23 protein-coding genes are annotated in these 21,791 nt (G+C 52.1%); 4 read left to right on the top strand and 19 right to left on the bottom strand.

The genetic code is table 11. The features are described from left to right. Positions 1–212: 212 nt before the first annotated feature. From BLP63_RS13900 to BLP63_RS13865, 8 genes are all read right to left on the bottom strand, one after another. Positions 213–3,788, bottom strand: coding sequence for an FAD-dependent oxidoreductase (locus BLP63_RS13900; protein WP_092592606.1), 3,576 nt, complete (start codon positions 3,786–3,788; stop codon positions 213–215). 21 nt (positions 3,789–3,809) lie between these two features. Then, positions 3,810–5,540, bottom strand: coding sequence for an NADH-quinone oxidoreductase subunit NuoF (locus BLP63_RS13895; RefSeq protein ID WP_092592604.1), 1,731 nt, complete (start codon positions 5,538–5,540; stop codon positions 3,810–3,812). Beyond that, complete coding sequence (gene nuoE / locus BLP63_RS13890; protein WP_170829471.1) at positions 5,540–6,085, bottom strand: NADH-quinone oxidoreductase subunit NuoE; 546 nt, start codon at positions 6,083–6,085, stop codon at positions 5,540–5,542. Before nuoE ends, BLP63_RS13895 begins: the two co-directional genes overlap by 1 nt. A 541-nt stretch (positions 6,086–6,626) precedes the next feature. After that, complete coding sequence (idi, locus tag BLP63_RS13885; protein ID WP_092592602.1) at positions 6,627–7,169, bottom strand: isopentenyl-diphosphate Delta-isomerase; 543 nt, start codon at positions 7,167–7,169, stop codon at positions 6,627–6,629. After that, positions 7,169–8,083, bottom strand: a complete 915-nt coding sequence (locus tag BLP63_RS13880) for a DMT family transporter (protein WP_092592600.1) — start codon at positions 8,081–8,083, stop codon at positions 7,169–7,171. The genes idi and BLP63_RS13880 overlap by 1 nt, the downstream gene beginning before the upstream one ends. After that, positions 8,080–8,424 carry a hypothetical protein gene (locus tag BLP63_RS13875; RefSeq protein WP_092592598.1) on the bottom strand — a complete coding sequence of 115 codons (345 nt, stop codon included), beginning with the start codon at positions 8,422–8,424 and terminating at the stop codon, positions 8,080–8,082. The genes BLP63_RS13880 and BLP63_RS13875 overlap by 4 nt, the downstream gene beginning before the upstream one ends. Before the next feature lie 84 nt (positions 8,425–8,508). Continuing rightward, positions 8,509–9,066 carry a biotin transporter BioY gene (locus BLP63_RS13870; RefSeq protein WP_092592596.1) on the bottom strand — a complete coding sequence of 186 codons (558 nt, stop codon included), beginning with the start codon at positions 9,064–9,066 and terminating at the stop codon, positions 8,509–8,511. A gap of 109 nt (positions 9,067–9,175) precedes the next feature. Further along, on the bottom strand, positions 9,176–9,574 hold the full coding sequence (locus tag BLP63_RS13865; RefSeq protein ID WP_170829470.1) for an RbsD/FucU domain-containing protein: 399 nt from the start codon (positions 9,572–9,574) through the stop codon (positions 9,176–9,178). A gap of 105 nt (positions 9,575–9,679) precedes the next feature. On the opposite strand from BLP63_RS13865, the gene BLP63_RS13860 reads away from it, so the two are divergent. Beyond that, entirely contained in the window at positions 9,680–10,006 is a 327-nt protein-coding gene (locus BLP63_RS13860) for a 4a-hydroxytetrahydrobiopterin dehydratase (protein WP_092592592.1), read from the top strand. A 62-nt stretch (positions 10,007–10,068) separates the two neighbouring features. Here the strand turns inward: BLP63_RS13860 and BLP63_RS13855 are convergent, their stop codons facing one another. The 6 genes from BLP63_RS13855 to BLP63_RS13830 all read right to left on the bottom strand — a co-directional run bounded on the left by BLP63_RS13855 (position 10,069) and on the right by BLP63_RS13830 (position 14,447). Beyond that, positions 10,069–10,668, bottom strand: a complete 600-nt coding sequence (locus BLP63_RS13855; protein WP_092592590.1) for a 5' nucleotidase, NT5C type — start codon at positions 10,666–10,668, stop codon at positions 10,069–10,071. A gap of 140 nt (positions 10,669–10,808) precedes the next feature. Continuing rightward, complete coding sequence (locus BLP63_RS13850) at positions 10,809–11,516, bottom strand: ABC transporter ATP-binding protein (RefSeq protein ID WP_092592588.1); 708 nt, start codon at positions 11,514–11,516, stop codon at positions 10,809–10,811. Beyond that, complete coding sequence (locus tag BLP63_RS13845; protein ID WP_092592586.1) at positions 11,509–12,732, bottom strand: ABC transporter permease; 1,224 nt, start codon at positions 12,730–12,732, stop codon at positions 11,509–11,511. Before BLP63_RS13845 ends, BLP63_RS13850 begins: the two co-directional genes overlap by 8 nt. After that, the gene (locus tag BLP63_RS13840) at positions 12,729–13,358 is read right to left on the bottom strand and encodes a cobalamin B12-binding domain-containing protein (RefSeq protein ID WP_092592584.1); all 630 of its coding nucleotides are present in this window, start codon (positions 13,356–13,358) and stop codon (positions 12,729–12,731) included. The genes BLP63_RS13845 and BLP63_RS13840 overlap by 4 nt, the downstream gene beginning before the upstream one ends. 104 nt (positions 13,359–13,462) lie before the next feature. After that, complete coding sequence (locus BLP63_RS13835; protein ID WP_092592582.1) at positions 13,463–13,867, bottom strand: DUF1667 domain-containing protein; 405 nt, start codon at positions 13,865–13,867, stop codon at positions 13,463–13,465. Next, entirely contained in the window at positions 13,857–14,447 is a 591-nt protein-coding gene (locus BLP63_RS13830) for a GNAT family N-acetyltransferase (RefSeq protein WP_092592580.1), read from the bottom strand. The genes BLP63_RS13835 and BLP63_RS13830 overlap by 11 nt, the downstream gene beginning before the upstream one ends. A 267-nt stretch (positions 14,448–14,714) precedes the next feature. Between BLP63_RS13830 and BLP63_RS13825 the strand changes: the two genes are divergently transcribed. Beyond that, positions 14,715–14,915 (top strand): cold-shock protein, encoded by a 201-nt coding sequence (locus BLP63_RS13825; protein ID WP_092592578.1) that lies wholly within the window; start codon positions 14,715–14,717, stop codon positions 14,913–14,915. Between the two features lie 280 nt (positions 14,916–15,195). On the opposite strand, the gene BLP63_RS13820 is transcribed toward BLP63_RS13825, so the two are convergent. The 5 genes from BLP63_RS13820 to BLP63_RS13800 all read right to left on the bottom strand — a co-directional run bounded on the left by BLP63_RS13820 (position 15,196) and on the right by BLP63_RS13800 (position 19,518). Continuing rightward, on the bottom strand, positions 15,196–15,657 hold the full coding sequence (locus tag BLP63_RS13820; protein WP_092592576.1) for a COG2426 family protein: 462 nt from the start codon (positions 15,655–15,657) through the stop codon (positions 15,196–15,198). Next, positions 15,654–16,307 (bottom strand): RNA 2',3'-cyclic phosphodiesterase, encoded by a 654-nt coding sequence (thpR, locus tag BLP63_RS13815; protein WP_092592574.1) that lies wholly within the window; start codon positions 16,305–16,307, stop codon positions 15,654–15,656. Before thpR ends, BLP63_RS13820 begins: the two co-directional genes overlap by 4 nt. Then, the gene (locus tag BLP63_RS13810; RefSeq protein WP_092592572.1) at positions 16,304–16,876 is read right to left on the bottom strand and encodes a DNA-3-methyladenine glycosylase I; all 573 of its coding nucleotides are present in this window, start codon (positions 16,874–16,876) and stop codon (positions 16,304–16,306) included. Before BLP63_RS13810 ends, thpR begins: the two co-directional genes overlap by 4 nt. Positions 16,877–16,890: 14 nt before the next feature. After that, entirely contained in the window at positions 16,891–18,288 is a 1,398-nt protein-coding gene (locus BLP63_RS13805) for a D-serine ammonia-lyase (RefSeq protein ID WP_092592570.1), read from the bottom strand. A gap of 207 nt (positions 18,289–18,495) precedes the next feature. Further along, positions 18,496–19,518 (bottom strand): branched-chain amino acid aminotransferase, encoded by a 1,023-nt coding sequence (locus BLP63_RS13800; RefSeq protein WP_092592568.1) that lies wholly within the window; start codon positions 19,516–19,518, stop codon positions 18,496–18,498. 162 nt (positions 19,519–19,680) lie between these two features. On the opposite strand from BLP63_RS13800, the gene BLP63_RS13795 reads away from it, so the two are divergent. After that, positions 19,681–20,373 carry a response regulator transcription factor gene (locus tag BLP63_RS13795; protein ID WP_092592566.1) on the top strand — a complete coding sequence of 231 codons (693 nt, stop codon included), beginning with the start codon at positions 19,681–19,683 and terminating at the stop codon, positions 20,371–20,373. Beyond that, the gene (locus tag BLP63_RS13790) at positions 20,370–21,773 is read left to right on the top strand and encodes a sensor histidine kinase (protein WP_092592564.1); all 1,404 of its coding nucleotides are present in this window, start codon (positions 20,370–20,372) and stop codon (positions 21,771–21,773) included. Before BLP63_RS13795 ends, BLP63_RS13790 begins: the two co-directional genes overlap by 4 nt. Positions 21,774–21,791 lie beyond the last annotated feature (18 nt).

Below are 21,791 nucleotides of genomic sequence, written 5' to 3'. Positions count from 1 at the left end.
TACCACCTAAAGGCCATTGCCATACACATTTATAACCCCTTCTGAAAATTCCCCGCGCCTTCCGGGCAGACCAATAAAATTCAAAAGAAAAGAAGGTCGATCAAGGGGCGCACCGCGCCACTCAATCGACCTTCCACCATTTCTTCTTAATTAAAAGCTTTAATCTCTTACGCTCTTAATCTTTACGCTCTATGCCTTAATCCTGCAACGCCCTACGCCGTTGCTTCCTTGAGAAACGCTCCAAAAAGCCGCTTCAGGTAGTTGGTCTCCTCGACATCATCGAAGAGTTTGCCTTCCTGAGGAATGACGTAACGCGCATGCGCCTTCAGCTGCTCTTTAGTATAGAGCTGCGGCGACTGACCAATTGGCCAGTACACAGGGCCATCAGAAGCTTTCACATTGGCAAGGCCAACATATCCGAACATATCCCGGCTGTACTCCGCTGTAATATCTTCGTGGCTGCCCACATAGCAGTTCGTGCTGTAGGTGTTCATGAGCTCCTTGAAGATCTCCCAGTTGCTGAGGCCCGTAGGAGACTCTACCGCCGCGCTGACACGGTGAACCCGGCGCTCCGCGGAAGTGATGGTGCCATTTGACTCAACCATGACCGTGGCAGGAATGACCACGTCCGCAATTTTCGCGAGCTCTGTCATGTGGGTATCCTGAACCATCAGGAAGGACAGACCGCGTACCGCGTCCACAGGGACGTCCTCGCCAAAGACCATGAGGCCCTTGAGTTCGCCATTTGCGATCTTGGCAAATTTTGATGCGCTGTCGAGGTCAATGCCCATGTCGACGAGGCCCTGGCCGTTCGCGTTGGCGCGAAGCTTAATGAAGCCTTCACGGGCTGAGGCAATGTGGCCGGACAGCATGCAAATTGAAGCGATCAGCTGCTCGCCTTCCAGGCTGATTTCGCGGCCGTCGTAGATGATCATGGCTTTTTTTGCATTGAGATAGAGCTCTGCGACTTCTGCGGCTTCGGAGGATACGCGAACATCGGCCAAAGCTTTTTTGACGTCTTCATAACCCGCAGCGTGGACTGCTTTGGCGCTGTGCTCCACCAGATACTTCGCGATCTCCCGGAGGAAATCGAGGTTATTCTCAAGGTTGACAGAGCGGGACGCCCAGTCATCCAGCTTGTTCTTTTTGTTGTTGAGGTGGATCAGCTTCGCGCCATTTCCAACCGCTTCCTTCACCTTGAGTGCCGCGATCGCGTAATCCGCCATCATGTCGCCGCCCACAGAAATGATCACATCTGTTCTGGTCAGCTCATCCAGAAGGTTTGGTGAAGCGTCATACGGCAGAACGTCCTTCAGGCCGCTCTTCTTGTTGCCAAGGGAGAAAATTTCATTGGTGCCAAGGACTTCGACGCCGAACTTCTTCGCCATATAAAGCTCTTCGTTCGTATAGCGGTCAGAGATGCTGATGCCCACGGAACTCGGGCCATGGAGCAGGTGCAGGCTCTGAGCACGTCTCGCCGCAAAGAGGAATGCCTCTTTGAACGTGGTTTCAACCAGCTCGCCATCTTTGCGAACCAGTGGCTTCGTAATCCGGTTTTCAGTGATGTAAGCCGAGAAGCCGAAACGTCCCTTCGAACACAGCAGGCCGTTGTTGACCGTCTCCTCACCGCTGACTGGCAGCGAGCGCAGCAGCATGTCACCGCGGCTCTCCAGGTCTCTGGTACAGCCTACGGAGCAGCAGGAGCAAGCTGTCGTGGTCAATGTCGTACGAACCGGCACTGGCTTATGGATTGGAGTACGCTCCTGAAGCGCCCCTGTAGGGCAAACGCTGATACATTGCCCGCAGGAGATACACTCCGTCTCCTTCAGGTTCTTCTCCATGGAAGGCTTGACAATGGTGTCGAAGCCGCGGCTGACAAGGCCCAGCGCTGTGTTGTCCATGACCTCGTCACAGATCCGCACGCACTGTCCGCAGAGAATACATTTATTAGGATCCCGTTTGATAAACGGATGGTCGTCGTTGTCCAGACGCGCGTGCATTTCGCCGGCAAAACGCTCAGGATGCACGTCATAAGATTGCGAGTGCCTGATCAGGTCGCACTCAAAATAGTCATGGCAGCCGCACTCGAGGCAGCGGTTGCCCTCTTTCACAGCCGCTTCTTCCGTGTAGCCCTTGACGACCTCTTCAAAATTATGTTTTCTCAGCTCCGGATGCTCATGTGCCATGTAAGGTCTAAGCTCGCGAACCACGTCCGGGAAGCTCTCACTGGTGAGATCCTCTCGCTTGACAAAGTAAGGCTCTTTATGTGGTTTCATGTCCCCGTGGAGATAGGTATTCATGACGCGCGCTGCCCACTTGCCCTCAGCAATGGCCGCGATCGCGATGTCCGCGCCCTTGTTCGTAGCGTCGCCGCCTGCGAAGACACCCGTCAGGTTGGTCATGAACGTCTCAGGATCCGCCACAATGTAGCCGTGCTTATTCAGGGCAAGCTCTTCAAAGCCGTCTCCTTTAAGGCGCTGGCCTACGGACATAATGACCGAGTCCACACTTAGAATTTCCTCTTCGCCTTCTACCGGCACCACTTTTTTGCGTCCGTCCGCGCCGCCGCCAACGACTTGCATCTTCTGAAGGCGGATCTGCTTGACGCGGCCATGCTCATCACCAATGATCTCAATTGGGCTCAGGAGGAACTTGAAGACAACGCCCTCTTCCATAGCCTCTTCAATCTCAATATCTACTGCCGGCATGTCTTCCTGGGTGCGCCGGTAGATCGTGTAGACTTCCTTTGCGCCAAGCCGGATCGCCGTTCTCGCGGCGTCCATAGCCGTGTTGCCGCCGCCTATGACCGCAATGCGCTCGCCCGTCTTGATGGGTTCATTGACAGCAAATTTCGTCAGAAACTGAATGCCGCCTATGACGCCGTCCAGGTCCTGTCCCGGGCAGTCGAGGCCCATGCTCGTCCACGCGCCTATGCCAACGTAAACTGCATCAAATTTCTCTCTGAGATATTCCAGGGAAACATCTGTACCGACGCGGATGTTAGGCTTCAGCTCGACGCCCATGCTGCGAATGACCTCTACCTCAGACTTCAGTACGTCCTTTGGCAGACGGTAAAGCGGAATGCCGTATTTGAGCATGCCGCCAAACTCCGGCATAGCTTCATAAATGGTCACCGCATGGCCTTGGGTACGCAGGTAATACGCTGCGGAGAGGCCGCTTGGGCCGCCGCCTATAATAGCGACCTTCTTGCCCGTATCTCCCAGCATTGGCGGCATATAAGGGTTGCCACTCTTCAGATCCAGGTCCGCGACAAAATACTTCAGCCATGCAATGGTGATGGACTCGTCTACCAGACCCCGGCGGCATGCCGTCTGACAAGGATGCGGACACACTCTGCCTATTGACGCCGGAAGCGGCAGCTCTTTCTTGATGAGCTTCAACGCCTCCTGATACTGTTTGTTGGCGATCAGACCTACATAACCCTGGACGTCAACGTGACCCGGACAGCCATGGGTACAAGGCGCTTTACAGTCCCCTGTGTGGTCAGACAGCAGGAGCTCAAGGGTCGTCTTGCGGCTCTCCCGGATCCGGTCGGACATGGTGCGTATGACCATGCCGTCCATGATCTCCGTGGAGCAGGAGCGCACCAGCTTAGGGTTGCCCTCGACTTCCACGACGCAGATGCCGCAGGAGCCATAATTCTGTATTTTCTCGTCGTGACACAGGGTTGGGATGTCGACCCCTGCCTGAGTCGCGGCTTCTAAGATCGTATGACCGCGATAGGTCTGAATTTCACGGCCATCGATGTTGACTCTAATGATTGACATTCGTTCACATTCCTTTCGCCGTTAATAGACACGAATCGCGTCGAATTTACACTTCTGGAAGCACTGGCCGCACTTGATGCAGGCCTCCTGGTCGATCTCATGGACCTTCCGCAGCTCACCCTTGATGCAGGAAACCGGACACGCCTTCGCGCACACGGTACAGCCAATACACTTCTCTGCGTCCACTTCATAGCGGATCAGCGCGGTGCATTGCTTCGCCGTACAGGTTTTGTTGTAAATGTGGTCTTCATATTCGTTTCGGAAGTATTTAATGGTTGTCAGGACAGGGTTTGGCGCCGTTTGGCCGAGGCCACACAGGGAGCCGTCCTTGACCTTGTAGCTGAGTTCTTCCAGGAGCTCTATGTCGCCATCCTTGCCCTTGCCTTCCGTAATCCGCTCGAGAATTTCCAGCATGCGCTTGGTGCCCATACGGCAGTACGTACATTTTCCGCAGGACTCTTTGCAGGTGAAGTCAAGGAAGAAGCGGGCCATGTCCACCATACAAGTGGTATCGTCCATGACGACCATACCGCCGGAACCGACAATGGCGCCCGTTTTGGTAATGGATTCGTAGTCGACGGTGGTATCAATCAAACTGGCCGGTACACAGCCCCCTGATGGTCCACCCAGCTGAACGGCTTTAAAAGGCCTGTCGCCCACAATGCCGCCGCCTATGTCATAAATGACTTCGCGAAGGGATATCCCCATAGGCACCTCGACGAGGCCGCCTTTTTTGACCTTCCCTGTCAGCGCAAAGACCTTTGTGCCTTTGCTGCTCTCATTGCCATATTTGGCAAACGCCGCGCCGCCGTTGTTGATGATCCACGGGACGTTGGCAAAGGTTTCGACGTTGTTGATGTTGGTTGGCAGCTGCCAGTAGCCCTTCTGCGCCGGGAACGGCGGCTTCAGCCTTGGCATGCCGCGCTCACCCTCAAGGGAAGCGATCAGCGCTGTCTCCTCGCCGCAGACAAAAGCGCCCGCGCCGGCTTTGATGCGCATTTCAAAATTCCTGCCCTTGATGCCAAAGATGTCCTTGCCCAGGAAGCCTTTAGCCTTCGCGTCTTTGATTGCTTTTTCAAGACGTCGGATCGCCAGCGGATACTCCGCGCGGACATATACGACACCCTCATCTGAGCCAATAGCGTAGCCACAGATCATCATGCCCTCGATCAGGTTGTGCGGGTCACCCTCGAGCACCGAGCGGTCCATGAACGCGCCCGGGTCACCCTCGTCCGCGTTGCAGACGACGTATTTCTTAGGTCCCGGTGACTTTCTCGCCGCGTCCCATTTGAACCAGGTCGGGAAGCCCGCGCCGCCGCGGCCCCTGAGGCCTGAAGCTTTGATTTCGTCAATGACCTCTTCCTGGGTTTTCGACGTGTAGCACGCGCGAACCGCCTCGTAGCCGCCTATTTTTATGTAATCCTCAATGTCCTCCGGGTTGATGACCCCACAGTTTTTAAGGACGACACGGGGCTGCTTCACAAGACTATCGGCATCCTCCGTACTGATTCGGTTGTTTTCGTAGTTTCTAAAATCCTCCAGGATTGGTCTGACATCCTCCGGCATGACCTTGACGAAGCGGAATACCTCGTCCCCTTCGTGAACCTCCATGATAGGCTCCAGGTGGCACATGCCTATGCAGCCCGTGATCTCGTAGTCGATCTGAAGATCCTGGATGGCTTCGAGTTCGTCCATCACTTTATGCGCGCCCGCCGCGAAACCGCAGCTGCCCGCGCCGACTAACACTTTCATCAGCTGACCTCCATTTCAGATTGGGCCTGTGCCCTGAGCTCTCTTAAAACGCCTACGGTTTTCTCCGGCGTCAGCTTAGCGTAGGTTTCCCCGTTGATCATCATGACCGGCGCCAGGCTGCAGCAACCGAGACAAGCCACATTAGTGAAAGTAAACACGCCGTCCGGCGTCGTCTCTCCCTCACAGATGCCCAGCTCCTCGACGATTGCCGTCTCAATGGTGGACGCGCCGTTGACGTGACACGCCGTCCCCTGACACAGCATGATCAGGTTTTTGCCCACTGGCTCCATCCTGAACTGCGTGTAGAACGTCGCTACGCCATAAAGCTTGGCTTCCTTCATACCCGTCTTCGCGGCTATGTAAGTGAGTGTTTCCGGCGGCAAAAACCCGTAGGTTTCCTGCACACCTTGAAGAATGGTAATTGTGCTGCCTTTGACCTTACCGTACTTTTCAATAATTGGATCAATCAGACTGAGATCCACAGGCGCTCGATCCTCAACCTGATCCTGAATCCCCATGGGATCCTGTTTGCAGCTGCATGTCATTTTGGCACCCCGTTTCTTGATATGTAAGCAATTCTTTACCTTGTTAAACTTTTATAAAACCCCAGCTCAATTTCCCATTGTTTATGCCGATGGTCTTTATCGCAGGATTTCTTTCAAAAATGTCAAATCCAGCCTCCAAGGCAATTGCAAGACTATTTTATCATAAAACTTGCTTATTATTGCTTCTTATCTTATAAAATCAACACTTTGTGTAATTAATACAAATTGTCGAATAATTCGATTTTCATAAACACGTTTAAATTCTGTTGGGACTTTTTTTGTCCCGCTTGTATTTGCAATGGTTTTGCAATTTTTTTTGTGCATGAGAAATAAATACCCTTAAGTGAAAGACGTCAGCATTCTTGTCAAATTTCACAGAAATCTCGTGTAAAACGAAGTAAGACGTCTGGTTGGTGACAGTCCCCAACCAAACGTCTTCTTTAAAAACGAAGGCGTCAATTTACCCGCTTGCTGCCCCCGTCCTGTGCTGCTTTAATTTGGTTGTGGTTTCGAACTTTATCCAAAGTCGTTTTGACAGGCTCTAAAGGCGCTTCAGAATCTCCATGAACCAAGGTGTAAACCTCTCTGGTTTCTCCTTGACCAAAGCCTTCAGTGCTTCCATGGAGATCCAGTTGACGGCGTCAACTTCCTGCGGATTGAACCTTATAACATCGCCGTTAAAACGCCCAATGACCATAGTATCAAACTCATGCTCCGTGAGCCCATTGTCAAAGCTTGCCCTATAAATAAAGGACCCGCCACTGCGAAGGGCATCAGGAGGGATCTCTATGCCGAGCTCCTCCCTCAGGCGCCTTGAGGCTGCGTCCAAAACGCCTTCCCCCGCTCTGGGATGACTGCAGCACGCGTTTGCCCAAAGGCCCGGTGTGTGGTACTTCCCTGCGGCGCGCTTCTGGATCAGCATTTCACCGGCATCGTTGTACAGCAACACCGAAAAGGCCCTGTGCAGAAGACCCTTTTCGTGCGCTTCCATCTTTCCCATGGTCCCGAGAACGCGGTCGTCCTCATCTACCAGAACAACGAAGTCTGTGCCGATGGTCGATGTGTCCTTCACCTTCTCTGCCATCACGCTGCCTCCGAGGGCCGCTTTTTCGGCATTAACCGTTCGAGGACATTAAGCTCCGCCACAAGCATCCCCAGCAGGATGAGCCCGCCGCCCAGGATCCCATTCATGCCCAGCACCTCGCCTATCATAACATATGCGAACATGGCCGCGAAGACCGGTTCACCCGAAAAAATAAGTGCGGTATGAGTCGAAGTTGTATATTTCTGCGCCACGTTTTGGACAATGAACGCCATGGACGTACAGACTATAGCCAGAAACAAAATGGCGAACCACGCGTTGCCGCCTGAAGGGACAATGGGTGTCTCAAAAGCGAGGGACGTCACAGCGCTGAACACCGCTACCGTGCCAAGCTGGACTATGGCAAAGGGCACAGAATCCACCTGTGTTGTATATTTGCCAACCGCGAGGATGTATAGCGCAAAGCCTACCGCGCATAGCAGTGTCAGGAAGTCCCCAAGGTTGAGCCCGCTTGCAGAGCCGGCTTCAGCACTGGCCCCAGTCAATGTCATAAGTCCGAGGCCGACAAACGCCATGAAAGCACCGAGCAGCGACGACCTGTCCGGCATGCGCTTCAGAAAGAGCGCCGCGAACATAGGGACCATCAGCACACTGGTGCCTGTTATAAAAGCGGATTTTGAAACAGTGGTCATGGTAATGCCAACCGTTTGGAAACCATATGACGTGAACATCAACGCGCCTACGCCAATGCCGAGAACCAGGGTCTTACGGCTCATACGGATCATATCCTTAAAAAAGAACAACACGGAGATCAATGTGGCAATGCCAAAGCGCACGGCAAGAAAGTTGAAGGTCTCCAGGCCATCCAGGGCATTTTTTGTCAGGAGGAACGACGCGCCCCAGGAAACGGTCACAAACAGGAGCGCAAGGTCTGCCTTTAATTGATTTTTGTTCATTCGTTGCCCTCCGATTCCTGAACCGGCGTCATGAGCCTGTTTTCTACAGCGGCTCTCGCAAAGTTGATCCCCGCGGCGTAGATCAGGTACAGGAACATAACGATCACAGGACTGGCTATAAGCCAAGCCGCTATGGCGATGCCAATAAAGCCGGACCCTATCAGCAAATGGTAACGTCTCGTCAATTCAAGGAACCTGTCCGGATCAAGAGCGTCCTCGTAACGAACCCGCTGGCCTGTGCTGCCGTAGCGCACCTTTCCGTCCTGCTTGATTTGCAGAGCTATATAGCACATCCAAAACCCAAGGGCCGCAGTCGCGGCCACTAATAATATTCTGCCCATATTTCACCTCATAAGAATGACCGATTAGTCGTTTGTAAAACATTGTTACTTTTCATTGAAAAATGTTGATGACTGCCTCGGGGATTACCGCATCAATTGTTTCGGCATACGCTCTGCAGTCAGCGCCGCGATCACGACCTTGAACAGATCCCCTGGCAGAAATGGCAGCGCGCCAGCAGCAATAGCCGCGCTCATGCTCATCCCAGTCGATGCCGCAAGCCAAGGTACCCCTACCAAATACGTTACGAAAACACCGCCTACAAGCCCTGCTGCCACGGCACCCTTGAAACCATGAATCCTTGACTTCACCGCGTCAATGACAACGATAGAAAGAATCCAACCGAAAAGATAGCCTCCCGTAGGTCCGACCAGCACTGTGAGCCCCGCCCGACCGCCGGAAAACACGGGCACCCCGACAGCGCCAAGTAAAAGCAGCAGAACCATGCTCATGACCCCGCGCCTTTTCCCAAGGAGCAAACCAATCAGCATGACCCCAAAGGTCTGACCCGTCACCGGTACCGGCGAAAACGGGAGCGGCACAGCCACATACGCCAGCACAGCGAGAATTGCCGTAAACATAGAGACCAGCATCATATCTCTCAGAGAAAGTCCAGAACGGTTGATCGTATTTGAAGTTGTCATGATTGTTAACCTCCAGAATAAATTTAGTTGACAATAAGAGTATAAAGGACAGCCTCATTTATTGTCAACCATAATTTATTTGTGGTTAACGTAGACGTTTTTCTTAAAATTATACTTCTCTCTCTCTGATTATCACACTGGCCTGAACCTCGGTCTCACCGACCCTCACAGCAAAGCGCGCGGTTTTGGCCAGCACTTTAAACTGCCTGTAGGTCAGTGCCTCCAGCTTTGCCCCTACAGCCTCGGTCTGCGCCTCAATAAGCTTTTGAAGCTCAGGACTTTGCTTTTCAAGCTCCTCCGTCCTGGTGACCTGATCCACGTCAAGCTGCATGACCAGCAGCTCAAAAGCGGTTTTAAAAGAGGGTACACCGTCACAAAGGGCTAAATCGATTACTTCGACACCCTCTGGCGCGGGAAAGCGCGCGGCGATCAGTGCCACCCGGTCACCAGCGCCAACTTTGCTGAGCGCCGCATTGAGTTCAGCGTTTAGAATAGGATTTCGACTCATAGACATACTCCTTTTTCACATTTTTGTTTTCTGCTGTCTCAAAAGTGTATAAATGAAATGTATAGCTTAGTCATTCCAACTTGATTATGACGAGGAGGGTTCCTCATGGAAGTATTATTAGCCAAGCAGTGTATTCCCTGCACTATCGACACCCCGCCCCTTGAAGCGGATGAGATCAAGGTACTGCGGCAGCAGCTGCATGCAGACTGGACAGTCATTGACGACCGCCAACTGGAGCGTCGCTTCAAATTCAAGGACTTTGTCAGTGCCCTTGAATTCGTCAACAAAATTGGGGAATTAGCCGAGGAAGAGGGCCACCACCCGGATCTTGAATTAGGCTGGGGTCGAGTCGTCGTCAAACTCATGACCCATAAAATAAAAGGCCTGTCTTACAACGACTTCATTTTGGCTGCCAAAATCGACTTACTGTAACACAGTTCACAGTTAAGGCGCGCTCCCGGAAAACTTCGGGAAGCGCGCTTTTTACGTCTGCCCTAACGCTTCAGCAGCCCGTGAAGCGTCATCCAGCTGTTGACGGATTCGCCCTCCCAACCGCGGTTGTAATCTGTAATCCTGTCGTTGTAGGTGAAGAGAATTTTTCTCTCCGCCTCCGTTGAACGCAGGTTTGCAGGGTGATCGTCCACAAAAACCGCGCCTGGCTCCAGCATGTGGACACGGCCCTTGCCCACGCCATTGTTGGACTTGTTGACCAAAATAATGATCTCATCCACGAAGGGCATGTGCTGCTCAATCCACAAAACTTTTTTGGAACCATTTTCAGGTGATGCGGAGGTACAAATCACTATTTCATACTCTTCTTTAAGGGCTTGAATGGTTTCATAAGCGCCCTCATAAAATTCAAGGTGATTAAAAAATGCTTCCTGGCCAAAGATCCTCCGAACCTCCGCCACTGGATCCGCGCAGTGCTGGTGGATCAAGGGGCAAGCATGGCGAAAAACCCAGTCGCCAGCGTGCTCTTCATGGGCTGGCACGAAGCCTTCATGGTTCTTGTAGTCCTGGTTATATACCTCGCAAAAAGCGCGCTCAGAGTTCACTATAGTTGAATCAAAATCCAGATAGAGTGTTGGTTTCATTTCTTTAAGTCCTCCTAAATGCGGTCGTTGATTCAAAAATGCATTTCTATATATTATACCCTGATCAACACACAAAAGAAAGCAGATGGAACAAGAAGTTATGCTGGCTCATTTTAACCCGCACAACTCGCGCCATCCGCTCAATCCATTTTCCTTGTGAAATCCACTGCCATGCGCCCTTCCCTGAGTTCGATCACACGGTCCGCCCTGTCAGCAATCCGCCTGTCGTTGGATACCACGACGCACGTCGTACGAAATTTGTCGTTTGCTTCAAAAATCAATTGGGAAACGATCTCAGCCGTTTCGTTGTCCATGCCGGCTGCAGGCTCATCCACGAGTAAGATGGAGGGCATGTTGACCAACGCGCCAATAAGGGATACAAGCTTTCTTTGTGTCTCTGACAGTGCCGCTGGGAAAAGCGCCTCACAGCCGCTCAACCCCGTGTCCAGAATGAATTTTTTGACCAAAGACAAATGTGGCGTCTCTACTGTGCCGTTTGAGATCTGACTTGACAGCAGCAAATTTTCGAGGACTGTGAATTCCGGGATCAAAGCAGGCCTTTGAGAGACCAGTCCCATCTCCTGTCTGCGAAAGCGGCTGAGGGCATGGGATGACAGCTTCGAAGTGCTCTGACCCCTTAACATCACCTCTCCCAAGTCCGGTTTTAATACCAAACCGGCAATCAGAAGCAGCGTACTTTTGCCAGCGCCGCCAGGACCTGAAATGTTGACGACCGCCCCATCCTCAATGGACAGATCAATCCCTGCGAGGGCTGCGCGGTCCTTAAATTTCCCAAAACGCTTTTCAACACCCAAAAGTTTGATCGCAGGCGGCTGATAGCTAACCATGATAAATCACCTCCGCCGAAGCGTGATCCAGAACCCGCCACGTCAGCATCCAAGCCGCAAATGCAGTTACCAGCGGCAGCGCCGTCAAAATCAGCACCAACTCCGACACTGCCGGGTCGGGCAGCGGTCTGAAGACCTCAACGCCTGCAACTGCCAGACGATTGTAAACGGACACAAGGCCGCTGCCCAAAACGCCTCCGCCCAAAACCCCAAGCAGGGATAAATAAAGCGCATACAGCACCGCTACCATAGCGCTGTGGGTCTTACTGAGCCCCATGGTCTCAAAGACAGCAAGCCGTGGCAGAAGCTGGCGTACCGCCAACGACAGCACCAGCACAAAACCAATCAATATGATGAGTGAAACAGCCCCTACAAGGAGGCTGACCGAACGTCGTTCCAATACCGCCGCACTGTAGATCGCGCTGTGGGTCTGCTGCCAGCTGCGCACTTCCAGATCCGTCCCAATTTCAAGTCCCATTGCCTTTGCAATGGTCCCAATCTGGTCTGCGGCAACCTCTTCTGCGAAGCTGTCCTTAAGCTGCAGCTCAATGCTCTGCGCCTCACCCGGTTTCCCAAAAGCGCCCTGCAGCGCTGAAAGTCCCGTGAAAATCTGAGACGTGTTAAGCGCTTCATGCTTCAGGTCATAAATGCCAACCACAGCAAACTGCACTGTCCTGCCCTCTTCGTTATCCATCACCAAAGTGTCGCCCACCCTCAAACCCATAGCTTCGGCGAGCTCCAGTCCAACCACGGTTTCCCGGGCCTGCAGGAAGGTTCGTCCACGGACCATAGCCCCTCCCAGAGGATATAAGCGCCCAGCACGTTCCAGTTCAATACCCCGCACTAACGTATGAAGTCTCAGTGCGTTCTCATCCGCTTCACGTGAAGCTGGACCCATCCCCGTCGCCGGCACGCTAATTACCACCGGCAGTTCCAGTACCGGCGTTATGGCCTCAAGCCCTGAGAGTTCTTCTTTCAAAGTATTTGTCAGCGCCTCAACTCTTTCAATTTCCTGCGTGAGCCCTCCTACACCTCTCACGACAACGTGAGGCAGTCCGCCCGCATAAGCTTCATCCAAAGCGAGCCCTATTCCACTGACCAGCCAGGTCATGACTACCAAAACTGCCACACCAAGGGCCAACCCCAAGATAATAACCAAAGATTGAACCTTGGATCTTTTAATAAACTTAACCGCGTAATAGGACGACAAATTCACCTAAGCTCACCCCGAATCAGTTCATAGAGGACTTCATGATCAAACACTGCCTCAACCTCTTTAAACGCCTGCGCATTTTGGGCTATAGGCGCGCCACCCACTGCAATTAACAGCTGCGGATGGGACTTCCTCAAAAGCGAAACGGTGTCCTTTAAAGCCACGAGGTTGACATGATGGGCTACGCTGAAAACAACGGCTGCAGGATTGACACTGTCTACCAGTGACAGGAGAGCTTTCGCGGGAAGATCTGCGCCTGTGAATCGCGCATTGAAGCCCTTGAGCCTCAAAAGCGCTGTGGTAACTTTGGCGCCCAAATCATGTTTTTCACCGGCTGGTGTCGTCACAACCACAGGCGCCGCACCTTTTTTGTTTTTTACGTAGTAGGCTTCAATACTGAGCCTGAGATTAGCGAGCACCACATTCAAAAGCTCACTGCGGCAGTGCTCTCTCCAGATTGCGCTGTCGTCTGAGCCGGAATAATCCAGGTTTGCGGCACTGTCCGCCATTCCGACCCGCAGAAAAGCTTCAAGACGCGCTTCTGTCTCAGTAAACCATAATCCCGTTCGGATTGAACTGACAAAGTCTTTTTCATCCAAAGAGCTGTAAAACGCTTCCAGTTGGGTCATAAACTCACCTCGGCTTTTTCATACCCAAAATGAAGACCCGTCTAACGAAGTACTTCGCCAGACGGGCCATGAATGACTATAGTTTTGTTTGACTTAACGCCTGATTATACAGAATGCCGGGCGGGCATTTTCCTGGTCGCGACCAAAGCCACACCCGTTCCTCCAACATTGGTGAGGACCGCTTCGCCAGCCTCTATTGGGGCCGTCAGAGCGACAGACTTCAGCTCGGCTTCGATTACGCCCGAAAGATCTTCACTTATAGGCGAATCCGTACGCACCGCCAAGCGCTTCATGTGCCCGTTTTTCACCGGCAGCTGATACGTTCTGATTTTAACTGCATCTGGCCGGTAGCGCTTCGCGTAAACCTCTCCTCTGGGACACTTATTGCCGGCAACTTGTCCGGTCTGAAACTCATAGGTCATGTCACATTTTGCCGTACAGGACTTACAGATGATTTTTTGAACGTCGCTGCTGCCTTTATGCTCTTTCTTAATGCTGTTAAGCTTCATTGCCAAGCTCCTGTCCCAGTCCCATATCCATTTCCACAGGCGGCTGAGCTGGGTAACGCCAGACGAAGAGGTCTTGGGCCGTATAGATCCTTTTGTAACCTGATTTTTCGAGGACGCGTATCGAAGCGCCGTTGTCCTTGTTTGTACAAGCAACAATCTTCAAAACACCAGGCAATGTGAGACCAAATTCTGTAAAAGCTTTTAAAGCGTCCGTCATAAACCCTTTTTCTCTGAAACCGGGACGGATCCCATAGCCAACCTCTATGGTGCCATCCTCATCCGGAGCACCTTTGTAACCAATGGTCCCCAAAATTTCATGACTTTCCATCTCAACGATAAGAAAATAAGTAGAAAATACAGATAGCTCGGGTGCAGCTTTCATCTTCGCAAGCTTAATTTCCAATATTTTCTTCATATGATCATCCGGGGGCTCCAAAGCGCCCTTCAGATCATATCTCTCTGCAGTTATCTTTGGATTGATGAGCTGATCTTCCAAGTCCTGAAGGGTCAGCGGAATCAAATAGGTCAAATTTCCATGCAGTCGTCTCTTCATGATACCGCGATGAATTTCCAGTTCCAATTCACCACGTCCCTCCTTTTGTGATAATATAATGACATAGCTGTGAGTTGTTACAGATTTCCAATTTTAGAAATTGTGATAGTGTTATTAGGCACATTTACCACAAATCAATTCTATCAAAGTATTCTTTTAGATTATCTTATCACGGAATGGGCTCCAATTAAATGAGAAATGAATTTTCCAATATTTTCGAATACTCCATTGACATTTCCGACACACACTGATAGAATCATACTTGTAAATTTTAATTCATTGGAGGAATTTGAAATGGAAAAAGGAACAGTAAAATGGTTTAACTCGGAAAAAGGCTTTGGCTTCATCACTGTTGAGGGTGGTAACGACGTATTCGTTCACTACACTGCGATCCAAGGCGAAGGCTTCAAGACTCTTGAAGAAGGCCAAGCAGTTGAGTTCGAAATCGTTCAAGGCCAAAAGGGTCCTCAAGCTGCTAACGTCAGCAGACTCTAATTTCCGAATTACCACACTTCGTCTTATTTCAACTTTGAGACAAAAGTCTGTTCCTTGTTCTGCTTGGAATAGCACCTTGATTTAAAAAATTGAGTCTCAGATCAAAGGGCTAACGCCCTTTTTTCTTTTTTGTTTGTAATTGTTTATAATAACAGACCCGGACGCCTCATGAATATGTGAAAGGCGCCCGGGTCTTTTTTTTTGATTAAATTGTTGCAAAGCCTTGTTTCTTTGGTTGGTGACTGTCCCCAACCAACACGCTTCCAAAAAAAACACATCCTCAAAAGAGGATGTGCTCCGTCACCATAAATACAATTGCACCGGCCGCCACAACCCCGCCTATGATTGCCGCAGCGGCATTTCTCGGTCGAATCCTTAAAATCACAGCAGCAATGCAGCCCGTATAGACCCCTGTTGTGGGAATTGGGACCGCCACCAGTAAAAAGAGGCCCAGAAGCCTGTACTTCCTATAGTTCTGGACTTTTGAAGCTGCCCGTACCTCCAGGCGCTCCACAAAGCCCCTTAACTGCTCGAGGCGCTTCATACGAGAAAACAGCGGCTCTATGATGGCGAGAAGCACAGGAACAATCAGCGCATTGCCAATCACCGAGAGTACCGTGCTGTGCAGGGTTGAAAATCCCAGGGAAACCCCGAGTGGGATCGCGCCTCTCAGTTCCACAATTGGCATCATGGACATAGCCAGTACGTAAAGCTCATTTGGAATTTGCTCTATAAACGTCATACGCGCTCCCCAAGCCGGAATCTGGCTATTGGCATATAGGCCAGCCTGCCGGTTGCTCTCTTGCTTTCAAATAATGTCAAGGCCTCAACCTTCAGCTTGATCTTCTCAGTACGAACAACGACCGCCTCATCCTCAGCACTGATCTCCCTGCCAAGGGTGACGTGAGGCTTAAAGGGACGGTTCGCGCCAGGCTGGGCGGATGCCATGGGTTTTTCGTGACGCAGAAGAACGCTGTCTGCCGCACTCAGCACACTTTTATACAACATTTCCAGCGGCACAGAATCCTCTGAACCAAACCAGAGGATTTTTCTGTTTTTCCTTGAAAAATAACCAGTATGGCACAGCGTTATATCAAAGCCCTGGTTTTCAGCAGCGGCCCGGGCTACACAGTCTTCCCATTCAGAAACCTCTTCAGCCGGCACCTCGCCTATAAAGAAGACCGTCAGATGAAAGTTATCCTTATCCGTCAGCTTACCCTTCTTAATTTTGTCAAGGGCTGGTCTCGCCGCCTTATAAATCCTCGACTTAACCGCCGGAGGCAGCTCTATGCCAATAAAGAGCCGCCTCTTGAGCACCACAGCACCTTCCGCACCTGTCCCTCCAGAATCCACTGCCCGCCCCTTGATGACCTTACCCTCTTGCATTCTCATTTTGAAAGCCTTTGTACGATCTCGTGTCTTGAACACGATACCAGGTGATCATTAATAAGCCCGGTTGCCTGCAAATGCGCGTAGATTATTTTCGTACCCAGGAATTTCATGCCCCGGGACTTCAAATCCCTGCTGATGGCATCCGAGACGCTATTCTCACAAGGTACTTCCTCCAGCGTTTTGGGATAATGGATCAAAGGCCTGCCATCCACAAAGCGCCATAAATAGTTTGAAAAGCTTCCAAATTCATGCTGAATCTCAAGGAAGATTCGCGCATTTGTAATTGAAGCCTCAATTTTCTTGCGGTTTCGAACAATGCCCGGATCCTGAAGCATGGCCTCTACTTTTTCCGGACCAAATGCCGCCACTTTTACAGGATCAAACCCCTCGTAGAGTCGGCGGTAATGGTCGCGCTTGCGCAGAATGGTCAGCCAGCTGAGGCCAGCCTGAGCAGACTCCAGCACGAGAAACTCGAAATGGACACGGTCATCATAAACCGGCACGCCCCATTCGTGGTCGTGATAGTCAATATAAATAGGATCAGACAAACACCATGGACAACGCGACATAAGAGCTTTCCCCCCTATCTGAGTTTCCTTCCGTTTTCAATGTCCTGATCCATAACCTCCGCAGGGACCATACTGCCACCGGTCGCCCATGCGAGGTGGACAGCTTGACTGAGCGCTTCCGGAGAATATTGCTTTTGCAGGGATTCATAGACCGGTGTACTGCGCTTCAGCCAGGAAGGGCCGCTGAGGCCGGCCAGGGCTGAAGGCTCAAGCCTGAGACTTTCCAGGTCAGCCATCAAAGAGAGATCCGCAAGCATGTGGTCGTCGCTGACGCTGAAGACACCTTCCAGTAGATGTCTGAGAACTTTTCCAACGAACAGGGACGGACGGCCAACGGCAAGTCCATCTGCAATCGTTCGGTTGTCGAGGCCAAAGTCCTGGACACTGACGGCATCATGACGGTCGGTCATCATGCCAATCAGCATGCAGGGCGAATGGGTCGGTTCAGCGAAGTAGCAGTGAGCGTGCTCGCCAAAGATCAGCTTAAGGCCAAAAGCAACCCCGCCAGGGCCGCCGCCGACACCGCAAGGCAGATAGACAAACAGCGGCGAAGTTTGGGACGGGGTAAACCCTATTCCGTCAAGCTGCGCCTTCAGCCTGAGGGCCGCCACCGCGTAGCCCAAAAACAGATGAATGGAATTTTCGTCGTCCACAAAGTAGGTCTTGGGATCCTTTTCAGCTTCTCTCCTGCCTTCTTCCACCGCGACACTGTAATCCGACGCGTATTCTATGACCTCGACGCCCTTTTTCCTTAGAAGCGCCTTCTTCCAGGCTTTTGCGTCAGCTGACATATGGACCTGGGCTTTGAATCCAAGTGCGGCGCTGATGATCCCTATACTGAGTCCCAGGTTTCCTGTTGAACCTACGGCGACGCTGTATTCGGAGAAAAATTCCTTGAATTTTGGTTCCGCGAAAGCCCTGTAATTCATGCCAGGGTTCACAAGCCCTGCCTCCACCGCCAGACGCTCAGCATGCTGCAGAACCTCGTAAATTCCTCCGCGGGCTTTGATGGAACCAGAAATAGGAAGGTGACTGTCCAGCTTGAGCATCAACCGGCCAAAGGGAACCCCGTAAAGCGTGTCCTCCACCGCTTCCTGAAACGCTTCTACCCTGCGCAGCGGAGATTCCAGAATCCCTTTCGAAGCCCTTGTTTCCGGGAAAGCTTCCATGAGAAATGGCGCAAAGCGCTTTAATCTGCTTTCAGCCGACTTAACTTCCTCAAGGGTAACGCCGGTTTCACGAAGTGCCGCATCCACCGGCTTCAGATTTGAATTCGACCAAAAGACCTCTTCATAGCTTCTTATTTGCTTTATCATTGGGAATTCCTCTTCCCACTGCTGAACAGACTTTCCGAGGATCTCCCCCTCGACCGCTGCTGCGTGCAGCAGATTCCTCTGATCCTTTTCTGACATAATCACATACGCCTCCAAGCTTCAGTCATGCCTGCCTTTATGCCTGCTTTTTTACCTGCCGTAAACCCAAAGCCTTCATTGCAAGATATCAATGAACTTAGTACAATAAGCCATTGCCGCTTTCACGCATTAAGCCCTCACAGACACAACCCGTGGACGGCATTAGCCGCTCACGGGTTCGTGAAAGTTGGCTGCATAAAAATCCAATTAGTCGACCTTAAAGATCCAGCCCTCCGGCGCTTCTATCTCGCCAAACTGGATCCCTGTCAAGGTATCATAAAGCTTTCGAGTCACAGGTCCAACCTCGGTTTCGCTGAAGAAGACCTTTTCCTTACCTTTGTATGTGATTGACGCGATTGGCGTGATGACCGCCGCCGTACCGCATGCCCCCGCCTCAGCAAATTCGTCGAGGTTATCCACAAATACATCCCGTTCTTCAACCTTCATGCCAAGATAATCCCTCGCGATCTGAATCAGCGAGAATTTTGTGATACTTGGCAGGATAGATGGGGATTTTGGCGTAACGAATACGCCGTCATGGGTGATCCCAAAGAAGTTGGCTGCGCCGACTTCTTCAATTTTTGTGTGGGTCTCAGGATCCAGATAAATGCAGTCTGCATAACCTTGCTTAGCTGCGAGCTCGTGAGGCATCAAACTGCCAGCGTAGTTGCCGCCAACCTTTGCCGCACCCGTACCATGTGGTGCTGCGCGGTCATAATCCGTCACTATAAATTTTACCGGTGCCAGGCCCGCTTTGAAATAAGCGCCCACTGGCATGCAAAAGACACTGAAGAGATATTCCGGCGCAGGCTTGACCCCAATGTTGTCGCCTATGCCAATCATGTAAGGACGCATATAAAGCGTTGCGCCGTAACCGTATGGCGGCACCCACTCGCGGTTCGCCCTGACGACTTCTTTGCAGGCCTCGATGAATTTTTCCGTCTCATAATGGGGCATAAGAATGCGGTCACAGGTCGCCTGCATGCGCTTCGCGTTCTCATCCGGTCTGAAGAGATGAATGCTGCCATCCTTTGCGGTATAAGCCTTCAGGCCTTCAAAACACTCCTGCCCATAGTGAAGCGACGTAGAAGCTTCGCTGATGGTGATCCTGTCGTTGTCAAACAAACCACCCTCGTCCCACTTGCCGTCTTTCCAGAACGAGCGGAACCGCCAGTCCGCTTTCATATATCCGAAGCCCAGCTGGCTCCAATTGATTTCATTTGGTCTCATAGATACGCCTCCTTTTGCCTTTATCATACCGCTGCAAGCGGCATCTGTCCATACGTCAAGCTCTAAAAATTGCCAAATGTCAGAGGCACCTGCCACACAATTCGCTCATAATTTCGTGCTATAATCGAACTAAGAATTGTAGTCCATAAGGAGGCGAACCTTTTGAAACCTGAAATTATACTGGTGGTTGATGATGAACCCCGGATTTTAGACATTGTCTGCGCCTACTTGGAGAAAGAAGGCTATCAGACCCGCCGTGCCACGCGGGGCCAAGAAGCCCTTGAAATCTTCCAGGAAGAAGAAATAGCCCTGGTGATTCTGGACCTCATGCTCCCAGACCTCACCGGCGAGGAAATCTGCCGCCAAATCCGGCTGAAAAACAGCACGCCCATCCTGATGCTGACTGCCAAGGTCGACCGGGACTCCATTGTCCAAGGCCTCAATTTAGGCGCGGACGATTATGTCACCAAGCCCTTTGACGGCAAGATTCTGGTGGCCAGGGTAAAGGCTTTGCTGAGACGCCAGTCCAATCAAGCCATCCCTGCAGAGCAATTTGTGTTTTCAGGCGGTCACCTTGAAGTCGACCTGGACCGTAAAACCGCCTCCCGCTTTGGCCTCCCCCTCACGCTCACCCCAATGGAATTCGAGATTCTGGGCCTGATGGCGCGCCATCCCGGCCGCCTGTTTTCAAGGGAAGAGCTGATCATGCGTGCCATAGGCTATGATTACGACGGCAGCGACCGGACCATTGACGTGCACATCAAAAACATCCGTCAAAAAATCGATGACCCCACGCACAAGTATATCCGCACTGTCTATGGCCTGGGCTACCGGTTTGAGGGGGGCTCCCAGTGAAGCACACCCTCAGAGGACGCCTGACGCGGTTCCTCCTGGCCTCCGCTCTTGTCAGCGGCCTTACAGCACTGCTGCTGACCAACGCCGCCCTGTACGACACCTTCTATAATTACAAGGAAGCCGTTCAGCTGGAGAGTGCCCGGGACTTTTCAGAGTACACCTCGCGCATTTATCAGATCAACGGCGGCTGGACCGGGAAGACCCAGGCCATGCTCCTGGCATACCCGGGTACAGACCAATTTGGCTTCAGAATCTACGATACCCAGGACTATATGGTCCTGAACAGCCAACTTCTGCCGGACCGCGTCAGCTTTCATCAGAGCATGATGCGCCGGATGGGCAGAAATGCCATTTTCTTCCAAAAAAGGTTTTATGACGGCACCGAAATCCTTGAGGAAATCGTAGTGAATGGCGAAACCATAGGCACCGTTGAGCTCGTTTATCCTTCGACCTTCTCCGTGGACACCGCTGAACTCGACTTCACTTCAGGGGTCAACCGCTCCCTGCTGATGTCCCTGGCAATTGCCCTGGGCATCTCCGGGCTGCTCTCCGCCTATTTGTCCAAGCTCCTCTCCCGGCCAATCGTGAACCTGACGGAGGTCACCAAGAGCATCCGCAGCGGCCAGCTGAACCGCCGGGCTGAGGAACGCCAATCCGTCCGTGAGCTGACGGAACTCTCCGGGGCTGTCAACGACCTGGCCCAGACCCTGTCCCATCAAAGCGAAATCCGCAAGCGTCTGACCTCAGACCTCGCCCATGAGCTGCGGACCCCGCTGACCATCATTCAGGGCCAGCTGGATGCCATCCTTGAAGGCATTTTTGAAGCCACACCGGACCGTCTGATCGTTGCCCGGAGTGAAACTGAGCGGCTCATTGGCCTCGTGGAACGCCTGCGGGAAATCGCCGACCTTGAGGACGACACCGTAGCGCTCACCTATGAGGACATTGACCTCAGCGCCATTGTCCAGGATGCGGTGACGCTCTTCGAAGCGGACGCCATGACCAGGGGCCAGACCTTGACCTCGGATCTGTCACCCGTTCTGCCGATGGTCGGTGACGCCCACCGTCTCAGACAGGTCCTGGTCAACCTCCTGTCAAATGCTGTTAAGTACACACCGGATGGCGGCCGTATACGTGTTGAGACCAGAACCATCGGCAGCACCGCCCTTTTAAAGATCTTCAACACCGGCGCCGGGATCTTGCCGGAGGATCTGCCCTTTCTCTTCGACCGTTTTTACCGGGCGGACGTTTCCCGGCACAGGGAAACCGGCGGCAGCGGCATTGGCCTGACTATTGTCAAGCTTATCGTGGACGCCCATAAAGGAAGTATTGATGTGAAGAGCGACGCGCAAACAGGGACAACCTTCACGGTGACTCTGCCGCTCCAGCCGCCTTTGTAAACGTTTGGGGGAAGCAGT

The organism is Acidaminobacter hydrogenoformans DSM 2784 (assembly GCF_900103005.1).
In the GTDB taxonomy this organism is placed as follows: domain Bacteria; phylum Bacillota; class Clostridia; order Peptostreptococcales; family Acidaminobacteraceae; genus Acidaminobacter; species Acidaminobacter hydrogenoformans.
This window is presented reverse-complemented; position numbering and strand designations above follow the sequence as displayed.